Raw genomic sequence first — 19,302 nt, forward strand, 5'->3', positions numbered from 1 at the left:
CCCCCAGATTAGTCCATTAATTTAATAATGTCTGAAGTTTTGTCGCAAATCCTGGATCAGTAATTGCAACGACCACGCGAGCGTCTTTCCCAATAGCGTGCCCTAAATCATAACGATTTTCAACAAACACAAGTGGTGTCTTATAAAAAGTTGTCTTATCTCTGATTTTTTTTGCTGTTAATTCAGAAGCATCTTTTGATAAGATAACAAGTTTGGCTCTTTTTTGCTGAACTTCTTTAACAACTAATTCTTCACCTGAAACCACTTTTCGAGCTCTAGCTGCAAGTCCTAATAAGGACAATCCTTTATTACTCATACTTTGTCCTGTTCAACAAAAGCCAAAAGTTCTTCATATAAATTTGAATCAATTTTTGCATTTAATTGTTGTTCCAATGTATTTTTTTGCTGGGCTAGTTTTACAACTTCTGCTGACCTTGTAAGATAAGCACCACGCCCAGATTTTTTACCTGATGGGTCAATTGAAACTTCCCCTTCTTTAGAACGAACAACACGAATTAATTCTTTTTTAGGTTTCATTTCTTGTGTAACTACACACTTACGTAACGGAATTTTTCGATTCATGAGTTGACTCACTCCTCATTAAAGTCTTCAGCGTAAGCATCATACTCATCTTTTGAAGCATGTACTGGAGTTGATGTTTGATAATCAATACCAAGTTTATCTGCATCAGATTGTGATTTTATATCAATTTTCCAACCTGTTAAACGTGCAGCTAAACGTGCGTTTTGACCTCTTTTTCCAATTGCAAGAGAAAGTTGATGATCAGGTACTACTACAGTTGTTGCTTTTTCCTCTTCATTAACAAGTACTTGAATAACTTGTGAAGGGCTTAATGCATTTGCAACGAATTCAACTGGATCACTAGACCAACGAACAATGTCGATTTTCTCGCCTTTTAATTCGTTTACGATCGACTGTACACGTTGACCTTTTTGTCCAACACAAGCACCTACAGGATCTAAATCTGAATTACTTGTATATACAGAGATTTTAGAACGGTCTCCTGCTTCACGAGCAACAGATCGAATTTCTACAATACCATCATAAATTTCTGGTACCTCTGTTTCAAATAAGCGTTTTAGAAGACCAGGATGAGTACGTGAAACAAAAATTTGAGGACCCTTTGAAGTTTTCTCAACTTTTGTTACAAATACTTTAATTCTATCATGGATTTTATATTTTTCTGTAGGTATTTGCTCTGTCACAGGAAGTACTGCTTCGATTTTGCCTAAGTTTACATATATTGCACGAGAATCGATACGTTGAACTGTACCTGTCATCATATCTTCTTGACGATCAATATATTCTGAGTAAATGACACCACGTTCTGCTTCACGTACTCGTTGAGTTACGACTTGTTTCGCAGTTGTAGCAGCAACTCGACCAAAATCTTTAGGCGTTACTTCTAATTCAATAATGTCGCCAACGATAAAGTTTGGATTGTGTTGGCGAGCTTCTTCAACAGTAATTTCTAAACGTGTATCAAACACATTGCTAACTACTTCTTTTCTAGCAAAAACACGAATTGATCCATTATGTAAGTTAAAGTCAACTCGAACGTTTTGTGCTTGATTAAAATTACGTTTGTAAGCAGAAATTAAAGCTGCTTCAATCGCTTCAATTACTACGTCCTTACTTATTCCTTTTTCTTTTTCAATAATTTCCAGTGCTGTTATTAACTCCGAACTCATTAAAAGTACCCCCTACTTAGAAAAACGTCACAGCAAGCCTTGCACTTGCGATTTTTTGCGTTGGTATTGTAATCATTTTTTTTCTTGTTTTAATCGTTAATTCAAGTTGAACTTCCTCAGAAGAATAAGAAATTAATTTACCTTCAAATTTCTTCTCATCTTGAATTGGTTCATATGTCTTGATATTAACTTGCTTTCCAATTGCCTTTAAAAAATCTTGTTCTTTCTTTAATGGACGTTCAGCACCTGGCGAAGAAACATCTAAAAAGTATAGATTTTCAATTGGATCTTTTTCATCTAAAATTTCACTAAGTCTTTCACTCACCGCAGCACATTGCTCCAAATCAATTCCAGACTCATTATCTATAAATACTCGAAGGAACCAGTCTTTTCCTTCTTTTACGTATTCGACATCAACTAATTCTAATCCTAGTTGTTCTATAATTGGTTGTGCTAATTCAGTAACAACCTCTGTGACCTTCTTACTCAAGAAGAATCCTCCTTCCAAACATTACAAGATGAAAATTCCCTGCTATTTAGCAGGGAAATTATCTTTAGTATTTCCAATTTACGTAAAAATCGTTAGTAAAAACTTTGACAATTAATACGAAAAAGATGAATCGGGTCTTTAGGGTAATAAGAAAGAGCAGGTTGCCCCTGCTCTTAAAGAAATTCCCGCGCTAAAATTACATCTGTACTAACTATACCATAATTCCCAAGTTTTGCAAACTGTTAAAACCCGTCAAATAAGGATAGTTGATTTTGATCAGGTAAATCTTGTAAACAGCCTTGTTTATCTAAATATTCAAGAACTGTTTTTGAAATCTTACTTCTTTGTTGTAAGTCTTCCTTCGATAAAAATTCGCCATTTTCTCTAGCTAAAACAATATTTTTTGCCGCATTTGTTCCTAAACCAGGAATTGCATTAAATGGAGGGATTAATTTATTTCCATTCACTAAAAATTCATCTGCACTTGATTTATATAAATCCATTCGTTCAAAAGAATACCCTCGTTCACACATTTCTAAAGCTAATTCAAGAACAGTCATTAAACTTCTTTCTTTAACAGAAGCATCTAAACCTTTAATGGCGATTTCTTCTATTTTTGCTTTAATCGTACTAGGTCCGGCTACCATTGCTTCGATGTCAAAATCTTCAGCTCGAACTGTAAAATAAGCAGCATAATAAAGAATTGGATGATGAACTTTGAAATAAGCAATACGAACAGCCATTAATACATAGGCAGCTGCGTGGGCTTTAGGGAACATGTACTTGATTTTTTTACATGAATCAATATACCATGCTGGCACTTTATTATTTCTCATTTCTTCTTCCCACTCTGGTGGTACACCTTTACCTTTACGAACAGATTCCATTATTTTAAATGCTAGTGATGGTTCCAGTCCTTGATAAATTAAATAAACCATTATATCATCACGACAACCAATTACTTCTGATAGTGTACAAGTGCCGCTATTTATTAATTCAGATGCATTTCCTAGCCAAACGTCTGTACCATGTGATAGACCCGAAATTTGCACTAGCTCAGAAAACGTAGATGGTTTTGTTTCTTCTAACATTTGTCGTACGAATTTTGTACCAAATTCTGGTATCCCATATGTCCCAGTTTTACAACCGATTTGAGTTTCTGTTACACCAAGTGGTTCTGGGCCAGCAAAGATTTTCATTACTTCTGGGTCATCTGTCGGGATTGTTTTTGGATCAATCCCACTTAAGTCTTGAAGCATACGGATAACTGTAGGATCATCGTGTCCAAGTATATCAAGCTTTAATAAGTTATCATGTATAGAATGGAAATCAAAATGTGTTGTTTTCCATTCAGATTTTACATCATCTGCTGGAAATTGGATTGGAGAAAAATCATAAATATCCATATAATCTGGAACAACGATAATACCACCTGGATGCTGTCCTGATGTTCTTTTTACGCCAGTACATCCCATTGCTAAACGATCAAACTCAGCACCTCTTAACATTAAGTTGTGATCATTCGCATAGCCCCTTACATATCCATAGGCAGTTTTATCTGCAACAGTTCCGATTGTACCAGCTCTATATACATAATCCTCTCCGAATAGTACTTTTGTATAGTTATGAGCGGTTGGTTGATATTCACCACTAAAGTTCAAATCAATATCGGGTACTTTATCCCCTTTAAATCCAAGGAATGTTTCGAACGGAATATCATGACCATCCTTCTTATAAGCAGTTCCACATTCAGGACAATCTTGATTTGGTAAATCAAAACCTGAACCTACAGAACCATCATTGAAAAACTCCGAGTGTTTACAATTCGGACATACATAATGTGGTGGTAATGGATTTACTTCAGTAATTTCTGTCATTGTTGCGACCAGTGACGAACCTACAGAACCACGTGACCCTACTAGATAACCATCATCTAATGATTTTTTAACAAGCTTATGTGAAATTAAATAAATAACCGCAAAACCATGTCCTATAATACTTTTTAATTCTTTTTCAAGCCTAGCTTCTACAATTTCAGGTAAATCTTCGCCATAGATTGAACGAGCCATACTGTAACTCATATTACGGACTTCATCTTCCGCTCCTTCAATTTTAGGAGTATAAAGATCGTCTTTAATTGGTTTGATATCTTCTATTAAACTAGATATCTTCTGAGTATTTGTTACTACTATTTCTTTTGCTTTTTCATCACCTAAGAATGCAAAAGCCTTTAACATTTCATCCGTCGTTCTAAAATGAACATCTGGTAAACGATGTCTGTTTAAAGGATTCGCTCCGCCTTGCGAACCAATTAGAATTTTACGGTAAATTTGATCTTCTTTTTGTAGGTAATGAACATTCCCAGTACCTACGACAATCTTTTCCGCTTTTTCAGCCATTTTCACTAATTTCGTAATGACTTCTCTTAAGTGCTGTTCATTTCGAACGATTTCTAACTCAACTAAGTGTAATAAGACCTCAGGTGGCATGACTTCTATATAATCATAGAATTCCATTAATTTTTCTGCTTCTTCAGGTGACTTTTGCACACTTGCTTCAAATACTTCACCTTTATCACAAGCCGACCCTACTAATAAACCTTCTCGATGTTTAACTAATAAAGATTTTGGAACTCTCGCTACGCGATGATGATAATGAATATGAGAATAAGAAACTAGTTTAAATAAGTTTTTAAGTCCAACTTCGTTTGTAGCTAACAATGTTGCATGTGATGGACGAGCACGTTTATATGCATCACCTTTACCCATATTGTTATTTAATTCATCATGGTAATTCATACCTTGTTCCGCTGCATCTTTTAACATTTTAATCATTAAGAAGCCTGTTGCTTCAGCATCATAAATTGCACGGTGATGTTGTGTTAAATTAATATCGAATTTTTTACAAAGTGTATTCAAACGGAAATTTTTGAAATCAGGATATAAATTTCGCGCAAGTTCTAGTGTATCGATTACGCCATTTTCAGTAATGCCAATCTCATATTTTTTGAATCCCATTTGGATAAAGCCCATATCAAAGGATGCATTATGTGCAACCAATATACAATCTTCCATCCATTCTTTGAATTCACGTAAAACTACATCAACATTAGGTGCATCTTTCACCATTTCATCCGTTATACCAGTCAATTCAATCGTTGTAGCAGAAAGAGGATGATGCGGATTTGCAAATCGTTCAAAGCGGTCTATTATTTCACCATTATGAATTTTTACAGCTGCTAATTCAATAATCGTGTCATATACAGCAGAAAGTCCTGTTGTTTCAACGTCAAATACAACATAAGTTGCATCATCTAAAGAAACATGAGAAGGATTATATGCTGTTGGGACACCATCATTCACTAAATTGATTTCTACACCATATAAAATTTTGATCCCGTGCTTTTTACCTGCTCCAAACGCTTCTGGAAAAGATTGGACTACAGCGTGATCAGTAATCGCAATTGCTTCGTGGCCAAATTTACTTGCTTGTTTCACTAAATCACCCGCAGATACGACTGAATCCATTTGACTCATATGAGTATGAGCATGCAATTCGATTCGACGTTCTCCCTCTGGTGCTTCGTCTTTACGTTCATCAGGTGTTATTTCATTAATATCATTCGCAATCATGACTAAATCGCGTACAAATGTATCATTTTGGACAGACCCTCTAACTTTTAACCACATACCTTTTTTAATTTTATTAAGCATCGGTATGTCTTCTTTATCTCGTGAGAACATCTTAACAAGTATTGAGCTCGTATAATCAGTTATTTTAAATGTAATTAATACACGGCCGCTTTTTAATTCACGTACATCAGAATCAAAAACATAGCCCTGTATTATTACTCGTTTTTCTTCTTCTATTATTGATGAAATTGTATTAATCTCGTTTTCTTTAATATAATAACCGACAACTAATGGACCTTGTGGCTCTTCTCCGTCAGCTTCCTCGGCTTCACGTTTATCTAATTCAACGAGTACTTCCATTGCACGCTTTCGATCTTCCTCTGCTTTTTTCTCAAGGAATACATTTTTTTCTTCAATATTATCGTTTATCTTATTTTCAAAAAACAACTTTGGAAAGCCGACATTTTGATAAAGTTCTTGAAGCTGTGGTGCGTATCTATTTGTAAATGCATTTTCTTCAATGACGCTATTTAAATTAATGCAAACTTTATTTTTTTCAACCGAAGGGATTGCACTTTCAATATGATGGAGGATCGGTGATTTTGAATCAACCGATTGAATCATATAAGACCAATAATCGATTACTTTTTGCTCCTCAACAATTGTATTATCAGTTTTAATAACGACAGAGATATCTGCTATATGTTTAAAAGTTCTTAATAAATTCGTAACGAATATTTGGAACGTAGCAAAAGGTAAAACATTTTCAATTTTAAATGTAAACTGCCATTTTCTTTCGCTTTTATTAACCTCAAGATTTACGATTTCCCCGTTGTTAAAATACGTTTCACGAAATTCTTGCGGAAATTGAAGCTGATCTAATAAAAGCTGAAAACGTTCCTGTCGAGTTTGTCCCATTTTTTCACCAACCTTCGAATATTACAAATGTGAATACATAACAGAAAGTACCTCTAAAAAGAGGTACTTTATTTGTTTTGTTTTAACGCCTTTTTTTAGCGTATGAACTTAGCTATTCTATTTTAACATATTTAATTCATTCATAAGGTTAGAAATTTCTACTTCTTTACTATATTGACCATCTCTAGTTTTTAATTCAACAATTCCTTCAGGCGCACGTTTTCCTACTACAATACGTACAGGAATACCAAATAAATCAGCGTCAGCGAATTTAACACCTACTCGTTCATTTCTATCATCAACTAGAACATCATGGCCATTTTCTTTTAGCATTTTGTAAATGTCTTCTGATAATTGTACTTGCTCATCATTTTTAGTATTAACTGTGATAACATGTACATCAAATGGAGCTAGATTTTTTGGCCAGACAATTCCTTTTTCATCATTAAATTGTTCCACAATTGCAGCTAATGTACGTGATACGCCAATACCATAGCATCCCATAATAATCGGATTTGATTTACCATTTTCATCTAAGAATGTTGCATTCATAGATTCTGAATATTTTGTACCAAGTTTGAAAACATGTCCAACCTCAATACCTTTAGCAAATTGAATGACACCGTTTCCGTCTGGTGATGGGTCACCCTCTTGGATAAAGCGTAAATCAACAAACTCTTTTACAGTATAATCGCGATTTACAGTGACATTGATATAGTGGTAACCTTCTTCATTTGCGCCACAGCAACCATTTACAATCCCTTGAACTGCATTATCAGCTAAAATCATTAAATCTGGTTTTACACCAATTGGACCTAATGAACCGACTTCACAATTCATTAATTCTTTTACTTCTTCCTTAGTAGCTAATTCAACAGAATGTGCACCTAAGTAATTTTTTAATTTAATATCATTTATTTCATGATCACCTCTAGCAAGTACTAGAACAAATTCTTCGTCTGCTTTGAAGATGATTGATTTAATGCTTTTTTCAATTGGTAAGTTTAAATAATCAATCACTTCATCAATTGTTTTTTGATTTGGCGTAGATACTTTTTGTACCTCGTCCATTTTTTCATCAGTTTGTTCATAGACTGTAACAACTGGTGCCATTTCAATATTCGCAGCGTAATCTGATTCTGTTGAAAATGCAATTGTATCCTCGCCGATTTCAGATAATACCATAAATTCGTGAGTATCTTTTCCACCCATTGCACCAGAATCGGCAACAACTGCTCTGAAATTTAAGCCACAACGTCTAAACACATTGCTATATGCAGTAAATAAACGATCATAAACTTCATCCAAACTTTCTTGTGATGCATGGAATGAATATGCATCCTTCATCAGAAATTCACGTCCACGTAATAAACCAAAACGAGGGCGCTTTTCATCACGGAATTTAGATTGAATTTGATATAGTGTAATCGGTAATTTTTTATATGATTTTAATTCATCACGTACAACTGAAGTAACAACTTCTTCATGTGTTGCCCCTAAGGCAAATCCACGGCCATGACGATCACGTAAACGCATCAATTCAGGTCCGAAATTATCCCATCTTCCCGATTCTTCCCATAATTCTTGAGCTTGTAAAGCAGGCATTAACATTTCCATCGCACCTGCATTATTCATTTCTTCACGCACAATATTTGCTACTTTTTGAAGAACTTTATTCCCTAAAGGAAGAAAGCTATAAATACCAGAAGCGTTTTGTCTAATAAATCCGGCTCTTAGTAAAAGTTGATGACTTTTAATATCTGCATCTGATGGTACTTCTCTAAGAGTTGGGCTAAACACTATACTTTGTTTCAAAAAAATTCACCTCAAATTTCTTTCTACATAAATAATCTTTTTATATCATTCCATGTAACAATAATCATTAATAACATTAATAATGCAAATCCAATAAAATGAACAACGCCTTCTTTTTGACGATCAATTGGTCTACCGCGTAATGCTTCGATTGCGAAAAATGTTAATCTTCCTCCATCAAGAGCTGGTAAAGGTAGCAAATTCATAATCCCTAAGTTAATGCTTAAGAATGCCGCCCATTTCATCAAGTAGAAAATGCCAGATTGTGCCGCTTGATCTGTAACTTGATAAATACCAACTGGACCCGATAGACTATCAATCGAGAATTTACCAGTCACTAATTGACCTACAGCAAATACGATTTCCTTCGTCCATCCAATTGTTTCTGTTACACCATATTTAATAGATGATAAAACATTCTTTTCAACTGGTGCATATACACCGATTAAACCATTTACTTTGTTATCTATTTTTTCTGCTTTAGGTGTAACTGGAATTGAAATAACTTCATCGTTTCGTTTCACTTCAAATAATAATTCTTTTTCAGGACTTTCTCTTACAATCTTAACCACTTCAGCCCATTTACTTACTTCTTTATTATCAATTGATAACACTGTATCTCCTGATTTTAAGCCAGCTGTTGAAGCTGCACCTTTTGGTAGTAATTCACCAATTTTTGCATCATCAATTGGTGTACCTTGAAGCAATCCTAAAAGGATAAAAATAAATAGAGCCAAAATAAAGTTCATCATAGGTCCAGCAAAAATAGCAATTGCTCTTTTCCCGACTGATTTACTATTAAATTGTCGATTATAAGGTGCAATTTGATGACCTTGTCCCTCGCTATAAATAAAAGCTTTTTCATTTACACGTATTGTAGATAGCTCTTCATTTCCTTCTTCAATACCGATAATTTCTAATTTGTGCTCTAAATCAATTGAATCTACTTCAATAAATCGAAGATCAGCAAAACGATCAAATTGATCCACGACAATTTTAGAAACTTCACCGTGGTCATTAAATTGTAAACCGATATGAGACCCAGGTTTTACTTGTACCATTTCAGGGTCTTCTCCTGCATATCTTACATAACCGCCAAGTGGAAGTAGTCTGATCGTATAAGTTGTTTCATTGCGATAAAATGAAAAGACCTTTGGACCAAATCCAATTGCAAATTCTCTACATAATATCCCTGCTCGTTTTGCAAAATATAAATGACCTAATTCGTGAAAGAATACTAGTACCCCAAAGATCACAATAAACGCAATTACTGTATTCATGATATGACCACCCTTACTTTATTTGTGATGAAACGAATTGTCTAGTTTGCTCATCAATTATACGAATTTCTTCTAACGAAGGTTTGCTAATACACTCGTGTTTTTCCAGAGCATTTTCAATTAAATTTTCAATCTGTAAGAATGATATTTTTTTCTGTAGGAAAGCACTTACTGCTTCTTCATTAGCAGCATTCAGTACTGTTGGAAGACTTCCACCTACTTTTCCTGCATGATAAGAGTATGCTAAACATTTAAATCTGTTAAAATCCATTTCTTGAAAGTGAAGCTTTCCAAACTGAATCAAATCAAGTGGTTTGTGTTGGTGAATCGGTTTTCTAGATGGATAATTCAGTGCATATGCAATTGGTACCCTCATATCAGGAGTTCCTAACTGTGCCATAACACTACCATCATCAAACTCTACCATTGAGTGAATAACACTCTCTCGATGTTGAATCACTTCAATTTTCTCATACGGCATATCAAATAACCAATGTGCCTCAATTACTTCTAATCCTTTGTTCATCATAGTTGCAGAATCAATCGTAATTTTTGCACCCATTGACCAATTTGGATGGTTTAAGGCATCTTCAACAGTTACATTTTTTAATTGTTCTCTTGTTTTATCTCGAAAACTACCGCCTGAAGCTGTGATGACTAACTTATGTATTTCTTTTTGATTTTCACCATTTAAGCATTGAAATATCGCTGAGTGCTCACTATCAACAGGTAATATTGAGACCCCGTATTTTTCTGCTTCTGCCATGACAATATGTCCTGCAGTTACTAATGTTTCTTTATTTGCTAAAGCAATTGTTTTTCTGTTTTGGATTGCCTTCATAGTAGGAACTAATCCTACACTTCCAACTACAGCGTTCACTAAAATCGTACTTTCGTGGTGAACTGCAACCTCAATCAATCCTTCTTCACCATAAAGAACTTTTGTATTCGCAGGAATTTTTAAATTCATCAACTTGTCAGCTTCTTCTTTACCTGCAACTGAAACTAGTTTTGGTTCGAATTCTAAAATAATTTTGTATAATTCTTCGATATTTTTGCCAGCAGAACATGCTACTAACTCAAAATCATCTGATTGGTTTCGAATAATATCAAGAGTTTGTATGCCGATCGAACCAGTGGCTCCAAGTAAGCTGATTTTCTTCATATGGTACGTCTCCTTATACACAAAAAACTAATGCTAAATTACAAATAGTAAATAGACAATAGGTAATGTAAAGATAATACTGTCGAATCTATCTAAAATTCCACCGTGGCCAGGAAGTAGTTTCCCTGAATCTTTAATCCCGTAATATCTCTTATATGCAGATTGAACAAGGTCACCTAATTGTCCAAAAATTGATACTAAAATTGATACTAAAATTAAATATAGCATTGAATAATCTAAAGTTAACACATTCGACAAAATTATCGCAACTACAACGGCACATAATATCCCGCCTATAGATCCTTCAATTGTTTTGTTTGGACTAATATCTGGCCATAGCTTTGATTTCCCCATTGATTTTCCAATAAAATATGCACCTGAGTCTGTTGCCCAGATTACAAATAATGGGAAAAAGAAGTCTTCAATACCCATGTTCCTTAATTCATACATAAAGTGAAATCCAAACCCTACGTAAAAACTACTTAGTACGATGAAAGAAGCATCTTCAAAAGTAAATGTATTCTTTGTAATCACCGTATATGATAAAAGTAATAGGATTAGTACAATTGCCACTTCGGTTTTCCCTATTTGAACTGGTAAAATCGAATCTGACACTTGTTTTGGTGTAATTGCTACGCATGTTAAAAGTAATCCAAGTACAGATTGTGCACTAAATAGATTTAACTTTTTCATTCTAATCAGTTCATAGTATCCAATCGTACCTAGTGCAAATACTAGTAGTCCAAAAGGCCAATCACCAAATATTACTAATCCTAAAAAAAGTGCTCCAGCTATAACTCCTGTAAGTATTCGCTGCTTCAATTTCGTTCACCGCTTTCTTAAATACCACCATATCTTCGTGCTCTATTTTGATATTCCTTTATCGCATCAATAAAGCTTTCTTCTGTAAAATCTGGCCATAATACATTCGTAAAGTATAATTCCGAATAAGCAATTTGCCATAGCATAAAGTTACTGATCCTTAATTCACCACTTGTACGAATTAATAAATCCGGATCTTTTAAATCATTCGTCATTAAATACTTTCCGAATAACTCATCATTAATTTCTTCTTTATTTATTTTATTATCCAAAACATCTGAAGAAATCTTTTTAACCGCTGTAATAATTTCATCTCTTGATCCATAGTTCAATGCAAAATTTAAAATCATTCCAGTATTATTCTTCGTATCATCTACCGCTTTTAATACTGCATCTAAAGTGTAACTTGGAAGTTGTTCTCTATTCCCTGTTAATCTAACTTGAACATTCTCTTCAATTAGTTCAGGTAAAAATGTACCTAAAAACTCTTGTGGTAATTTCATTAGAAATTCAACTTCTGTTTTTGGTCTTTTCCAATTTTCCGTTGAAAATGCATAAAGCGTTAGCGTTTTCACACCTAGTTTGCTAGCAGTTCTTGCAATTGTTCGAACGACTTTCATTCCTTCATAATGGCCTTTAATTCTAGGTAAATTCCTTTTTTGTGCCCATCTTCCATTACCATCCATGATGATGGCAACATGCTCCGGTATGACTCCATCTTCCCCAATTAATTGCGAATTTGGAGGGACATTTATCTCTTGCTTATTTCTTTTCAAGAAAGAAAATAATTTAAACATTTTTAATCCTCCGTTTAAGTACATCAAATTACATTATTGAGTAAAAAAACCCCCTTAAACAGAGGGTCTTTTTACTCAAAAGCGCTTAGTTAATTAATTATATGATATAAACGAAAATTTTAAATACTAATATTCGAAAATTTTTGTAACAATTCTAAGCGCTAAAGTATGATATACCTTCAATACAGAAGTATTAAACTTCCATAATCTCTTTTTCTTTATCTTTCGTAATTGCATCAATTTTTTCGATATGAGAATCAGTTTGCTTTTGAATGTCTTCTACAAGGCCACGTAATTCATCCTCAGTAATATCGCCATTCTTTTCAGATTTTTTCAGATCATCATTTGCATCACGACGTACATTACGAACTGCAACTTTTGCATCTTCTGCTGATTTTTTTACTACCTTAACTAAATCACGACGACGTTCTTCAGTTAATGGTGGGAAAGTAATACGAATAACCGTACCATCATTTGATGGATTTAAACCTAAATCAGCTTTTTGGATCGCTTTATCCATATCGTTGATTACTGTTTTATCGTAAGGCGTAATTAATAATAATCTTGCCTCTGGTACTGAAATGTTAGCCATTTGGTTAAGTGGTGTCGGTGCACCGTAATATTCAACTGTTACACGATCTAATATAGCTGGATTTGCACGTCCTGCGCGGACTGTAGCTAATTCTCTTGAAAACGCAGCAACTGCTTTTGTCATTTTTTCTTTTGCTAAAGAAATGATTTGATTTGACATGAGTTATTTCCCCTTTACAATTGTTCCAATATTTTCGCCTAGTACGGCACGTTTAATATTACCTTCTTCCATAATTGAGAAGACAATTAGTGGAATATCGTTGTCCATGCATAATGAAGAAGCTGTTGAGTCCATTACGCCTAAACCTTCTTTTAATACATCTAAGTATGTAAGTGTTTCATATTTAACTGCAGTTTTATCAATTGAAGGATCGGCAGTGTATACACCATCTACATTATTTTTAGCCATTAAAATAACGTCCGCTTCGATTTCAGCAGCACGTAATGCAGCTGTTGTATCAGTAGAGAAGTAAGGATTTCCTGTACCAGCAGCGAAAATCACAACACGTTTCTTTTCTAAATGACGAATTGCCTTACGACGGATGTATGGTTCTGCAACTTGACGCATTTCAATTGATGATTGTACACGAGACTGTACACCTAATGTTTCAAGGCTATCTTGAAGTGCTAATGAGTTCATTACAGTACCTAACATACCCATATAATCTGCTGTCGCTCTGTCCATTCCCATCTCACTACCTGTTTTACCACGCCAAATATTTCCTGCACCAACTACAACTGCTACTTCTACATCAAGTTCAGCTATTTCTTTTACTTGTTCTGCAATCGATTTAATTACTGCAGGATTTATACCAAATCCTTGTCCACCAGCTAATGCTTCACCACTAAGTTTTAATACAACGCGATTATACTTTGCTCTACTCATAATTCCCTCCATTTACGTACATACCTATGTATTCTCTTGCTTTAAAAAATAGGGAACACTAAGTGTCCCCTATTTTCATTCAAAGTAACTTATTAGTTACCTTTTACTTGATTCATTACTTCTTCAGCAAAGTTATCTTCACGTTTTTCTAAGCCTTCTCCAACCTCATAGCGAACGAATGATTTAACAGTTCCGCCAGCAGCTTTAACGAATTGGCCAACTTTTACGTCTGGGTTTTTAACGAATGATTGATCTAATAAGCAGATCTCTTCAAAATATTTACCAATACGGCCTTCAACCATTTTAGCAACAATATTTTCAGGTTTTCCTTCGTTTAATGCTTGTTGAGTTAAGATGTTGCGCTCATGCTCAACTTCTTCTTGAGATACAGCATCACGAGAGATGTATTTAGGGTTGATTGCAGCAACGTGCATTGAAACGTCTTTTGCTACTTCTTCCTTAGTAGTTCCTTCAACTAATGTAAGAACACCAATACGTCCGCCACTGTGTAAGTAAGCACCGAATGCATCTGCATCTGTTTTTGAAACTAATGCAAAACGACGTAAAGAGATTTTTTCTCCGATTTTAGCGATTGAGTGGTTGATGAAAGTTTCTACTGTTTCACCATCAGCCATTGTTTGAGCTAAAGCTTCTTCAACAGTTGCAGGTTTATTTGTAACGATGTGTTTTGCTAAAGCAGCACCTAATTCTTTGAAACCTTCGTTTTTAGCAACGAAATCTGTTTCAGAGTTTACTTCTAAAAGAACAGCATCATTTCCAGAAACTTCTACGAAAGTTAAACCTTCAGCAGCGATACGATCGTTTTTCTTAGCAGCTTTTGCGATACCTTTTTCACGAAGGTAGTCAATCGCTTGATCCATATTTCCGTCTGTTTCTGTTAACGCTTTTTTACAATCCATCATACCAGCGCCAGTTTTTTCACGTAATTCTTTTACCATTTGTGCAGTGATTGCCATATTATTCATCTCCTATATGTAAGCTTATTTTATTCAATAGTTTAAAAAGGTAAACATTCTATTATAGAATTAAACCTTAAAAAAAGGTGATAAAAGGCTAAACCCTCTTATCACCTTTAACTTCATTAAGCAGTTGTTTCTTCGCCTTGTTTCGCTTCAAGAATCGCATCTGCCATTTTTGATGTAAGAAGTTTTACAGCTCTAATAGCATCGTCGTTTGCTGGGATAACGTGATCGATTTCATCTGGATCACAGTTAGTATCAACAATACCGATGATTGGAATGTTTAACTTACGTGCTTCAGCAACTGCGATACGCTCTTTACGAGGATCAACAACGAATAATGCATCTGGAAGTTGCTTCATGTCTTTGATTCCGCCTAAGAACTTTTCAAGACGTTCTAATTCTTTTTTAAGTTGGATAACTTCTTTTTTAGGTAATACTTCGAAAGTACCATCTTCTTGCATTCTTTCGATATCTTTTAAACGCTTAACACGTTTTTGGATTGTTTGGAAGTTTGTTAAAGTTCCACCTAACCAACGTTGGTTGATGAAGTACATTCCAGAACGGATTGCCTCATCTTTGATAGCTTCTTGAGCTTGTTTTTTAGTACCAACGAAAAGGATGTTTCCACCTTCAGCAGCGATACCTTTCATTACGTTGTAACACTCTTCAACCTTTTTAACTGTTTTTTGTAGGTCGATGATGTAGATACCGTTACGCTCAGTGAAGATGTAACGTTTCATTTTTGGGTTCCAACGGCGAGTTTGGTGACCGAAGTGAACACCAGCTTCTAATAATTGCTTCATAGAAATTACTGACATTTTATTTCCTCCTAATGGTTCTTTTTCCTCCGCTCACGTCGTCTTCTCCTATCACTCCCAAACTGGGTAGCACCAATAAGAAAATCGGCAAGCGTGTGTAATAACACCATGGACTACTATAGCATAGCTAGATTGTTTTATCAAGTAAATTAGAAAAATTATTGTCGAAGTTTCAACATTAATTCTATTTCTGTTTTCCCTTTATCCAGCTTTTTCGCAATTTCATCCGTAGTTAGTCCATCATTTTTCATAGAAATGATTTCATCTAACAGGCTATTTGAAGGCCTATCTGGTGCTAGTTTTTCAGTAGGTTTAACGCTTTCTGCTACTAGTTTTTCACGATTTTGTATTCGCTCAGAAATATTGTTTTGATCACTTTCATTTAATAGTAGATCTTTATAATCTATTTCTGTTTGTTTTTCTACAAAATCAAATCTCTTAACTAGATTTGGTTTTTTAGAAACGAAAGATTCATTTCTATTAATTGGTGGAGCTTTTTCGACCTGCTTATTATTATTGGAATTATCGCTTAATTTATTCAAAAATTGTTCATTTTCCTCTTTCCATTCTTCAATAAATGAATAGAGTACATCTTCTGTTTCCTGTTTAATTTGAAATAAAGAAGTTTCAATTTCTTTGTATTTAGATAATTGCATTGTTAAATAAACATTCCAAACACATAATAATAAAAATAATATAAAACAAAAGATAATTAGTACAGTCAATCAATTCACTTCCCAAGATCGTAAAATTTTAGCTATTTTCTAACAGATGTTGCTATTAGACTCTGATACGGCAAAGACAAAAGTTGATTACAACTGAAGGTGCTAGTCTCCTATAGGATATGCGAAGAAGGCTAAAGACCCCGCAGGCCCGCAAGAAGGCTCAGCTCACACCCCACGAAAAAATGGGGTATCCTTGTGTTGTAATCAACTAACGTTTTCTTACATATCAACAATTGAACGGAAAACAGCCTAAATATGAGACAAATGTTTGAACTAGTTTTTACTTAAAAAATCTCTAAGTTTAAAAATTGCTTTTGCATGTATTTGTGAGACTCTAGATGTAGACAATTTTAACACTGTACCGATTTCAGTAAATGTTAATTCATCATGATAAAATAAACTGATCACTAATTGTTCTTTTTCATTTAATTCAGTTACAATCGTAGCAGCCAACTGTTTAATTTGCTCAGCTTTTAGTAATTCTTCTTCTGGATTTAAGGTGCCATTATCTCTTAAAGTTTGGATGAAATTAACTTGTCCATCTCCATCATCTTTAATCTGCTCATCAACAGATAACATATTCGAGAAAAACACATCGTTAACGACATTTACAACTTCATTCGAAGAGTACCCTGTATATTCAGCAATTTCCTCAGGCGTTGCTTTACGTTGTAATGACTGCTCCAACGTTTCAATTGCAAAATCAATTTTCTTTGCTTTATCTCTAGTAGTTCGAGGTAGCCAATCTTCTTTTCGAAGACCGTCCATAATATTACCTCTAATTCTAATAGAAGCATATGTTTCAAACTTTAAATCCCTATTTGGGTCAAACTTTTCTAAAGCGTCATATAATCCCATCATTGCAAAGCTTCGTAAGTCATCTCTGTTAACATTCGAAGGCAAGCTTTGAGATATTCTATTTACTTGAAAATGAACTAATGGCATATAGATCCGAATTAGAGCATCACCAGCATGAATATCGCGATCTTCTATCCACTTTTTCCAATAACTATGTGAATCATTTTTCAGGATTTGCGACACAGTCTTTCACCTCAGCTACTTACTAAATTATGATAACACCTTGATTTACAATTCTTATGTTCAATAGTGAGTTTTCTGGTGAAAATTCAATCGTTCGGCCTTTATTGCCTCCTACATCTGAACCCAGCACTCGAATTTGAAGTTTTTCTAATTGTTGTAATACTGCTTCTACGTTTCTGGGACCTATCCTCATCATTTCATTGGATGAACTGAATTGAAACATTTGTGATCCACCAGCTAGTTTAGCTTTTAAATTAGCTCTTCTACCACCATTAAAAACTACGTGATCTACTAATTCTTTAATCGCCGTATCAGCAAACTTGGCCTTATTTAGTTGACCTTCCTTTGCTAGGCTTGAATCTGGTAGCATGACATGCACCATACCACCTATTTGTCTTTCATCATCATATATGACTACACCTACACACGAACCTAACCCAGATGTTCTTATCGCTTGAGATCCCTTTACAACTCCCATTTCTGCGATACCAATTTTTGTAATTTGAACAAGATTACTCATTGGAACCTAAACCTAGCGAATTGAAAATTATTTCAAAACTATCAGGATCAGGAAGTAAGAAGAAATGTCCATTTAATTCCTCATTTTCCTTATCTTCATCGGAAAAGAAAATCGTATCGATGACGATTGCTTCGTCACTAAATTGTCCTATTTCAATTAAACCGTATGAAATAATTGCTCCAAACATATCGATTGCAAGTGCTGGTACAGTAGGATAAATATTTAAATTAGTAAAATCTGAAAAGGATGATAAATATGAACCTATTAATATATTTCCAACTTCTTGTAATACAGATCCAGCTATCGGATTTTGTTCAAGATCTTCTATTTGAAATTTAGGGTCGTGCGTTAATTGTTTAATGATATTTGAAGCTTGTTCAAGGCTTGTTACAAAGTACATACTACCAGGTGCTTCACCTTCTATGCGGAAGTAGACAGAAGCAACGACATTTTCAGCACCACCAACAAGTTCCATCATATCGTTAAACGGCATAATCTTAACATTTGGTACACTCATATCAATCTTCGTATTTAATAGGTTTGACAGAGCAGTAGCAGCGTGCCCTGCTCCGATATTTCCTATTTCTTTTAAAATATCTAGTTGCAGGGATTTAATCTGTTCTTGAAAGGACATTATTTAACCTCAACAACGTTCATTTCTGCATCATCATTTATATCTAAAACTTTTTCTAAATCTAAAATAATAAGAAGTCTTTTATCTAATTTTGCAATTCCTTCAATATAATCATGTACTTGTTCACCAACTACTTCAGGTGCACTTTCAACACAATCATTTGGAATATCAATTACATCATTAGCAGAATCTACGATAAATCCTACTTCTTTATCTTCAAACGTTACAATAATGATACGCGTGCGCTCATTATATTCTTTTTCTTCTAAATTAAAACGAAGACGTAGATCAATGATCGGTGTAACTACTCCTCGTAAGTTAATAACACCTTTAACAAAATTGTTAACTTTTGGAACTCGTGTAATGAATTGAATTTTTTCAATCGACTTTACGTTTTTAACCGGTATTCCGTATTCCTCATTATTTAAATCAAACACAATTACTTTTTCTACTTGAGACATCATACGTTTATC

At 34.4% G+C, this 19,302-nt stretch carries 19 protein-coding genes; all 19 read right to left on the reverse strand.

The window, feature by feature from the left end:
• Positions 1–16 precede the first annotated feature (16 nt).
• A complete protein-coding gene (locus CAB05_RS03975; RefSeq protein ID WP_087998508.1) occupies positions 17–316 on the reverse strand; it encodes a YlxQ family RNA-binding protein in 300 nt (99 codons plus the stop codon).
• Positions 313–582 carry an RNase P modulator RnpM gene (rnpM, locus tag CAB05_RS03980; protein WP_087998509.1) on the reverse strand — a complete coding sequence of 90 codons (270 nt, stop codon included), beginning with the start codon at positions 580–582 and terminating at the stop codon, positions 313–315. Before rnpM ends, CAB05_RS03975 begins: the two co-directional genes overlap by 4 nt.
• A gap of 8 nt (positions 583–590) precedes the next feature.
• The gene (nusA, locus tag CAB05_RS03985) at positions 591–1,712 is read right to left on the reverse strand and encodes a transcription termination factor NusA (protein WP_087998510.1); all 1,122 of its coding nucleotides are present in this window, start codon (positions 1,710–1,712) and stop codon (positions 591–593) included.
• 16 nt (positions 1,713–1,728) lie between these two features.
• Entirely contained in the window at positions 1,729–2,202 is a 474-nt protein-coding gene (gene rimP, locus CAB05_RS03990; protein ID WP_087998511.1) for a ribosome maturation factor RimP, read from the reverse strand.
• Positions 2,203–2,444: 242 nt separating this feature from the next.
• The gene (locus CAB05_RS03995; RefSeq protein ID WP_087998512.1) at positions 2,445–6,752 is read right to left on the reverse strand and encodes a PolC-type DNA polymerase III; all 4,308 of its coding nucleotides are present in this window, start codon (positions 6,750–6,752) and stop codon (positions 2,445–2,447) included.
• 117 nt (positions 6,753–6,869) lie between these two features.
• Entirely contained in the window at positions 6,870–8,567 is a 1,698-nt protein-coding gene (locus CAB05_RS04000; RefSeq protein WP_087998513.1) for a proline--tRNA ligase, read from the reverse strand.
• Between the two features lie 23 nt (positions 8,568–8,590).
• Positions 8,591–9,847 carry an RIP metalloprotease RseP gene (gene rseP, locus CAB05_RS04005; RefSeq protein WP_087998514.1) on the reverse strand — a complete coding sequence of 419 codons (1,257 nt, stop codon included), beginning with the start codon at positions 9,845–9,847 and terminating at the stop codon, positions 8,591–8,593.
• 13 nt (positions 9,848–9,860) lie between these two features.
• Positions 9,861–11,012 (reverse strand): 1-deoxy-D-xylulose-5-phosphate reductoisomerase, encoded by a 1,152-nt coding sequence (gene dxr, locus CAB05_RS04010; RefSeq protein WP_087998515.1) that lies wholly within the window; start codon positions 11,010–11,012, stop codon positions 9,861–9,863.
• Between the two features lie 33 nt (positions 11,013–11,045).
• A complete protein-coding gene (locus CAB05_RS04015; protein ID WP_087998516.1) occupies positions 11,046–11,834 on the reverse strand; it encodes a phosphatidate cytidylyltransferase in 789 nt (262 codons plus the stop codon).
• 17 nt (positions 11,835–11,851) lie between these two features.
• Positions 11,852–12,631 (reverse strand): undecaprenyl pyrophosphate synthase, encoded by a 780-nt coding sequence (gene uppS, locus CAB05_RS04020; RefSeq protein WP_087998617.1) that lies wholly within the window; start codon positions 12,629–12,631, stop codon positions 11,852–11,854.
• Positions 12,632–12,824: 193 nt separating this feature from the next.
• Positions 12,825–13,382 carry a ribosome recycling factor gene (gene frr / locus CAB05_RS04025; protein WP_087998517.1) on the reverse strand — a complete coding sequence of 186 codons (558 nt, stop codon included), beginning with the start codon at positions 13,380–13,382 and terminating at the stop codon, positions 12,825–12,827.
• 3 nt (positions 13,383–13,385) lie between these two features.
• Positions 13,386–14,108 (reverse strand): UMP kinase, encoded by a 723-nt coding sequence (gene pyrH / locus CAB05_RS04030; protein ID WP_087998518.1) that lies wholly within the window; start codon positions 14,106–14,108, stop codon positions 13,386–13,388.
• A gap of 92 nt (positions 14,109–14,200) precedes the next feature.
• On the reverse strand, positions 14,201–15,085 hold the full coding sequence (gene tsf / locus CAB05_RS04035) for a translation elongation factor Ts (protein ID WP_087998519.1): 885 nt from the start codon (positions 15,083–15,085) through the stop codon (positions 14,201–14,203).
• A gap of 125 nt (positions 15,086–15,210) precedes the next feature.
• Entirely contained in the window at positions 15,211–15,909 is a 699-nt protein-coding gene (rpsB, locus tag CAB05_RS04040; RefSeq protein ID WP_056470859.1) for a 30S ribosomal protein S2, read from the reverse strand.
• 158 nt (positions 15,910–16,067) lie between these two features.
• Positions 16,068–16,634: a hypothetical protein gene (locus tag CAB05_RS04045; RefSeq protein ID WP_087998520.1), complete on the reverse strand. Its 567-nt coding sequence runs from the start codon at positions 16,632–16,634 to the stop codon at positions 16,068–16,070.
• Between the two features lie 273 nt (positions 16,635–16,907).
• Positions 16,908–17,675 carry a FliA/WhiG family RNA polymerase sigma factor gene (locus CAB05_RS04050; RefSeq protein WP_087998521.1) on the reverse strand — a complete coding sequence of 256 codons (768 nt, stop codon included), beginning with the start codon at positions 17,673–17,675 and terminating at the stop codon, positions 16,908–16,910.
• A 22-nt stretch (positions 17,676–17,697) separates the two neighbouring features.
• On the reverse strand, positions 17,698–18,195 hold the full coding sequence (locus CAB05_RS04055) for a chemotaxis protein CheD (RefSeq protein WP_087998522.1): 498 nt from the start codon (positions 18,193–18,195) through the stop codon (positions 17,698–17,700).
• On the reverse strand, positions 18,188–18,829 hold the full coding sequence (locus CAB05_RS04060) for a chemotaxis protein CheC (RefSeq protein WP_087998523.1): 642 nt from the start codon (positions 18,827–18,829) through the stop codon (positions 18,188–18,190). Before CAB05_RS04060 ends, CAB05_RS04055 begins: the two co-directional genes overlap by 8 nt.
• The gene (locus CAB05_RS04065; RefSeq protein ID WP_213087725.1) at positions 18,829–19,293 is read right to left on the reverse strand and encodes a chemotaxis protein CheW; all 465 of its coding nucleotides are present in this window, start codon (positions 19,291–19,293) and stop codon (positions 18,829–18,831) included. The genes CAB05_RS04060 and CAB05_RS04065 overlap by 1 nt, the downstream gene beginning before the upstream one ends.
• Positions 19,294–19,302 lie beyond the last annotated feature (9 nt).

The organism is Gottfriedia solisilvae (assembly GCF_002128405.1).
In the GTDB taxonomy this organism is placed as follows: domain Bacteria; phylum Bacillota; class Bacilli; order Bacillales; family Bacillaceae_G; genus Gottfriedia; species Gottfriedia solisilvae.

Coding starts and splice junctions, on each gene's coding strand:
- CAB05_RS03975 (WP_087998508.1), bottom strand. CDS start 316: ATGAGTAATAAAGGATTGTCCTTATTAGGACTTGCAGCTAGAGCTCGA.
- rnpM (WP_087998509.1), bottom strand. CDS start 582: ATGAATCGAAAAATTCCGTTACGTAAGTGTGTAGTTACACAAGAAATG.
- nusA (WP_087998510.1), bottom strand. CDS start 1,712: ATGAGTTCGGAGTTAATAACAGCACTGGAAATTATTGAAAAAGAAAAA.
- CAB05_RS03995 (WP_087998512.1), bottom strand. CDS start 6,752: ATGGGACAAACTCGACAGGAACGTTTTCAGCTTTTATTAGATCAGCTT.
- rseP (WP_087998514.1), bottom strand. CDS start 9,847: ATGAATACAGTAATTGCGTTTATTGTGATCTTTGGGGTACTAGTATTC.
- dxr (WP_087998515.1), bottom strand. CDS start 11,012: ATGAAGAAAATCAGCTTACTTGGAGCCACTGGTTCGATCGGCATACAA.
- uppS (WP_087998617.1), bottom strand. CDS start 12,631: ATGTTTAAATTATTTTCTTTCTTGAAAAGAAATAAGCAAGAGATAAAT.
- frr (WP_087998517.1), bottom strand. CDS start 13,382: ATGTCAAATCAAATCATTTCTTTAGCAAAAGAAAAAATGACAAAAGCA.
- pyrH (WP_087998518.1), bottom strand. CDS start 14,108: ATGAGTAGAGCAAAGTATAATCGCGTTGTATTAAAACTTAGTGGTGAA.
- tsf (WP_087998519.1), bottom strand. CDS start 15,085: ATGGCAATCACTGCACAAATGGTAAAAGAATTACGTGAAAAAACTGGC.
- rpsB (WP_056470859.1), bottom strand. CDS start 15,909: ATGTCAGTAATTTCTATGAAGCAATTATTAGAAGCTGGTGTTCACTTC.
- CAB05_RS04055 (WP_087998522.1), bottom strand. CDS start 18,195: ATGAGTAATCTTGTTCAAATTACAAAAATTGGTATCGCAGAAATGGGA.
- CAB05_RS04060 (WP_087998523.1), bottom strand. CDS start 18,829: ATGTCCTTTCAAGAACAGATTAAATCCCTGCAACTAGATATTTTAAAA.
- CAB05_RS04065 (WP_213087725.1), bottom strand. CDS start 19,293: ATGATGTCTCAAGTAGAAAAAGTAATTGTGTTTGATTTAAATAATGAG.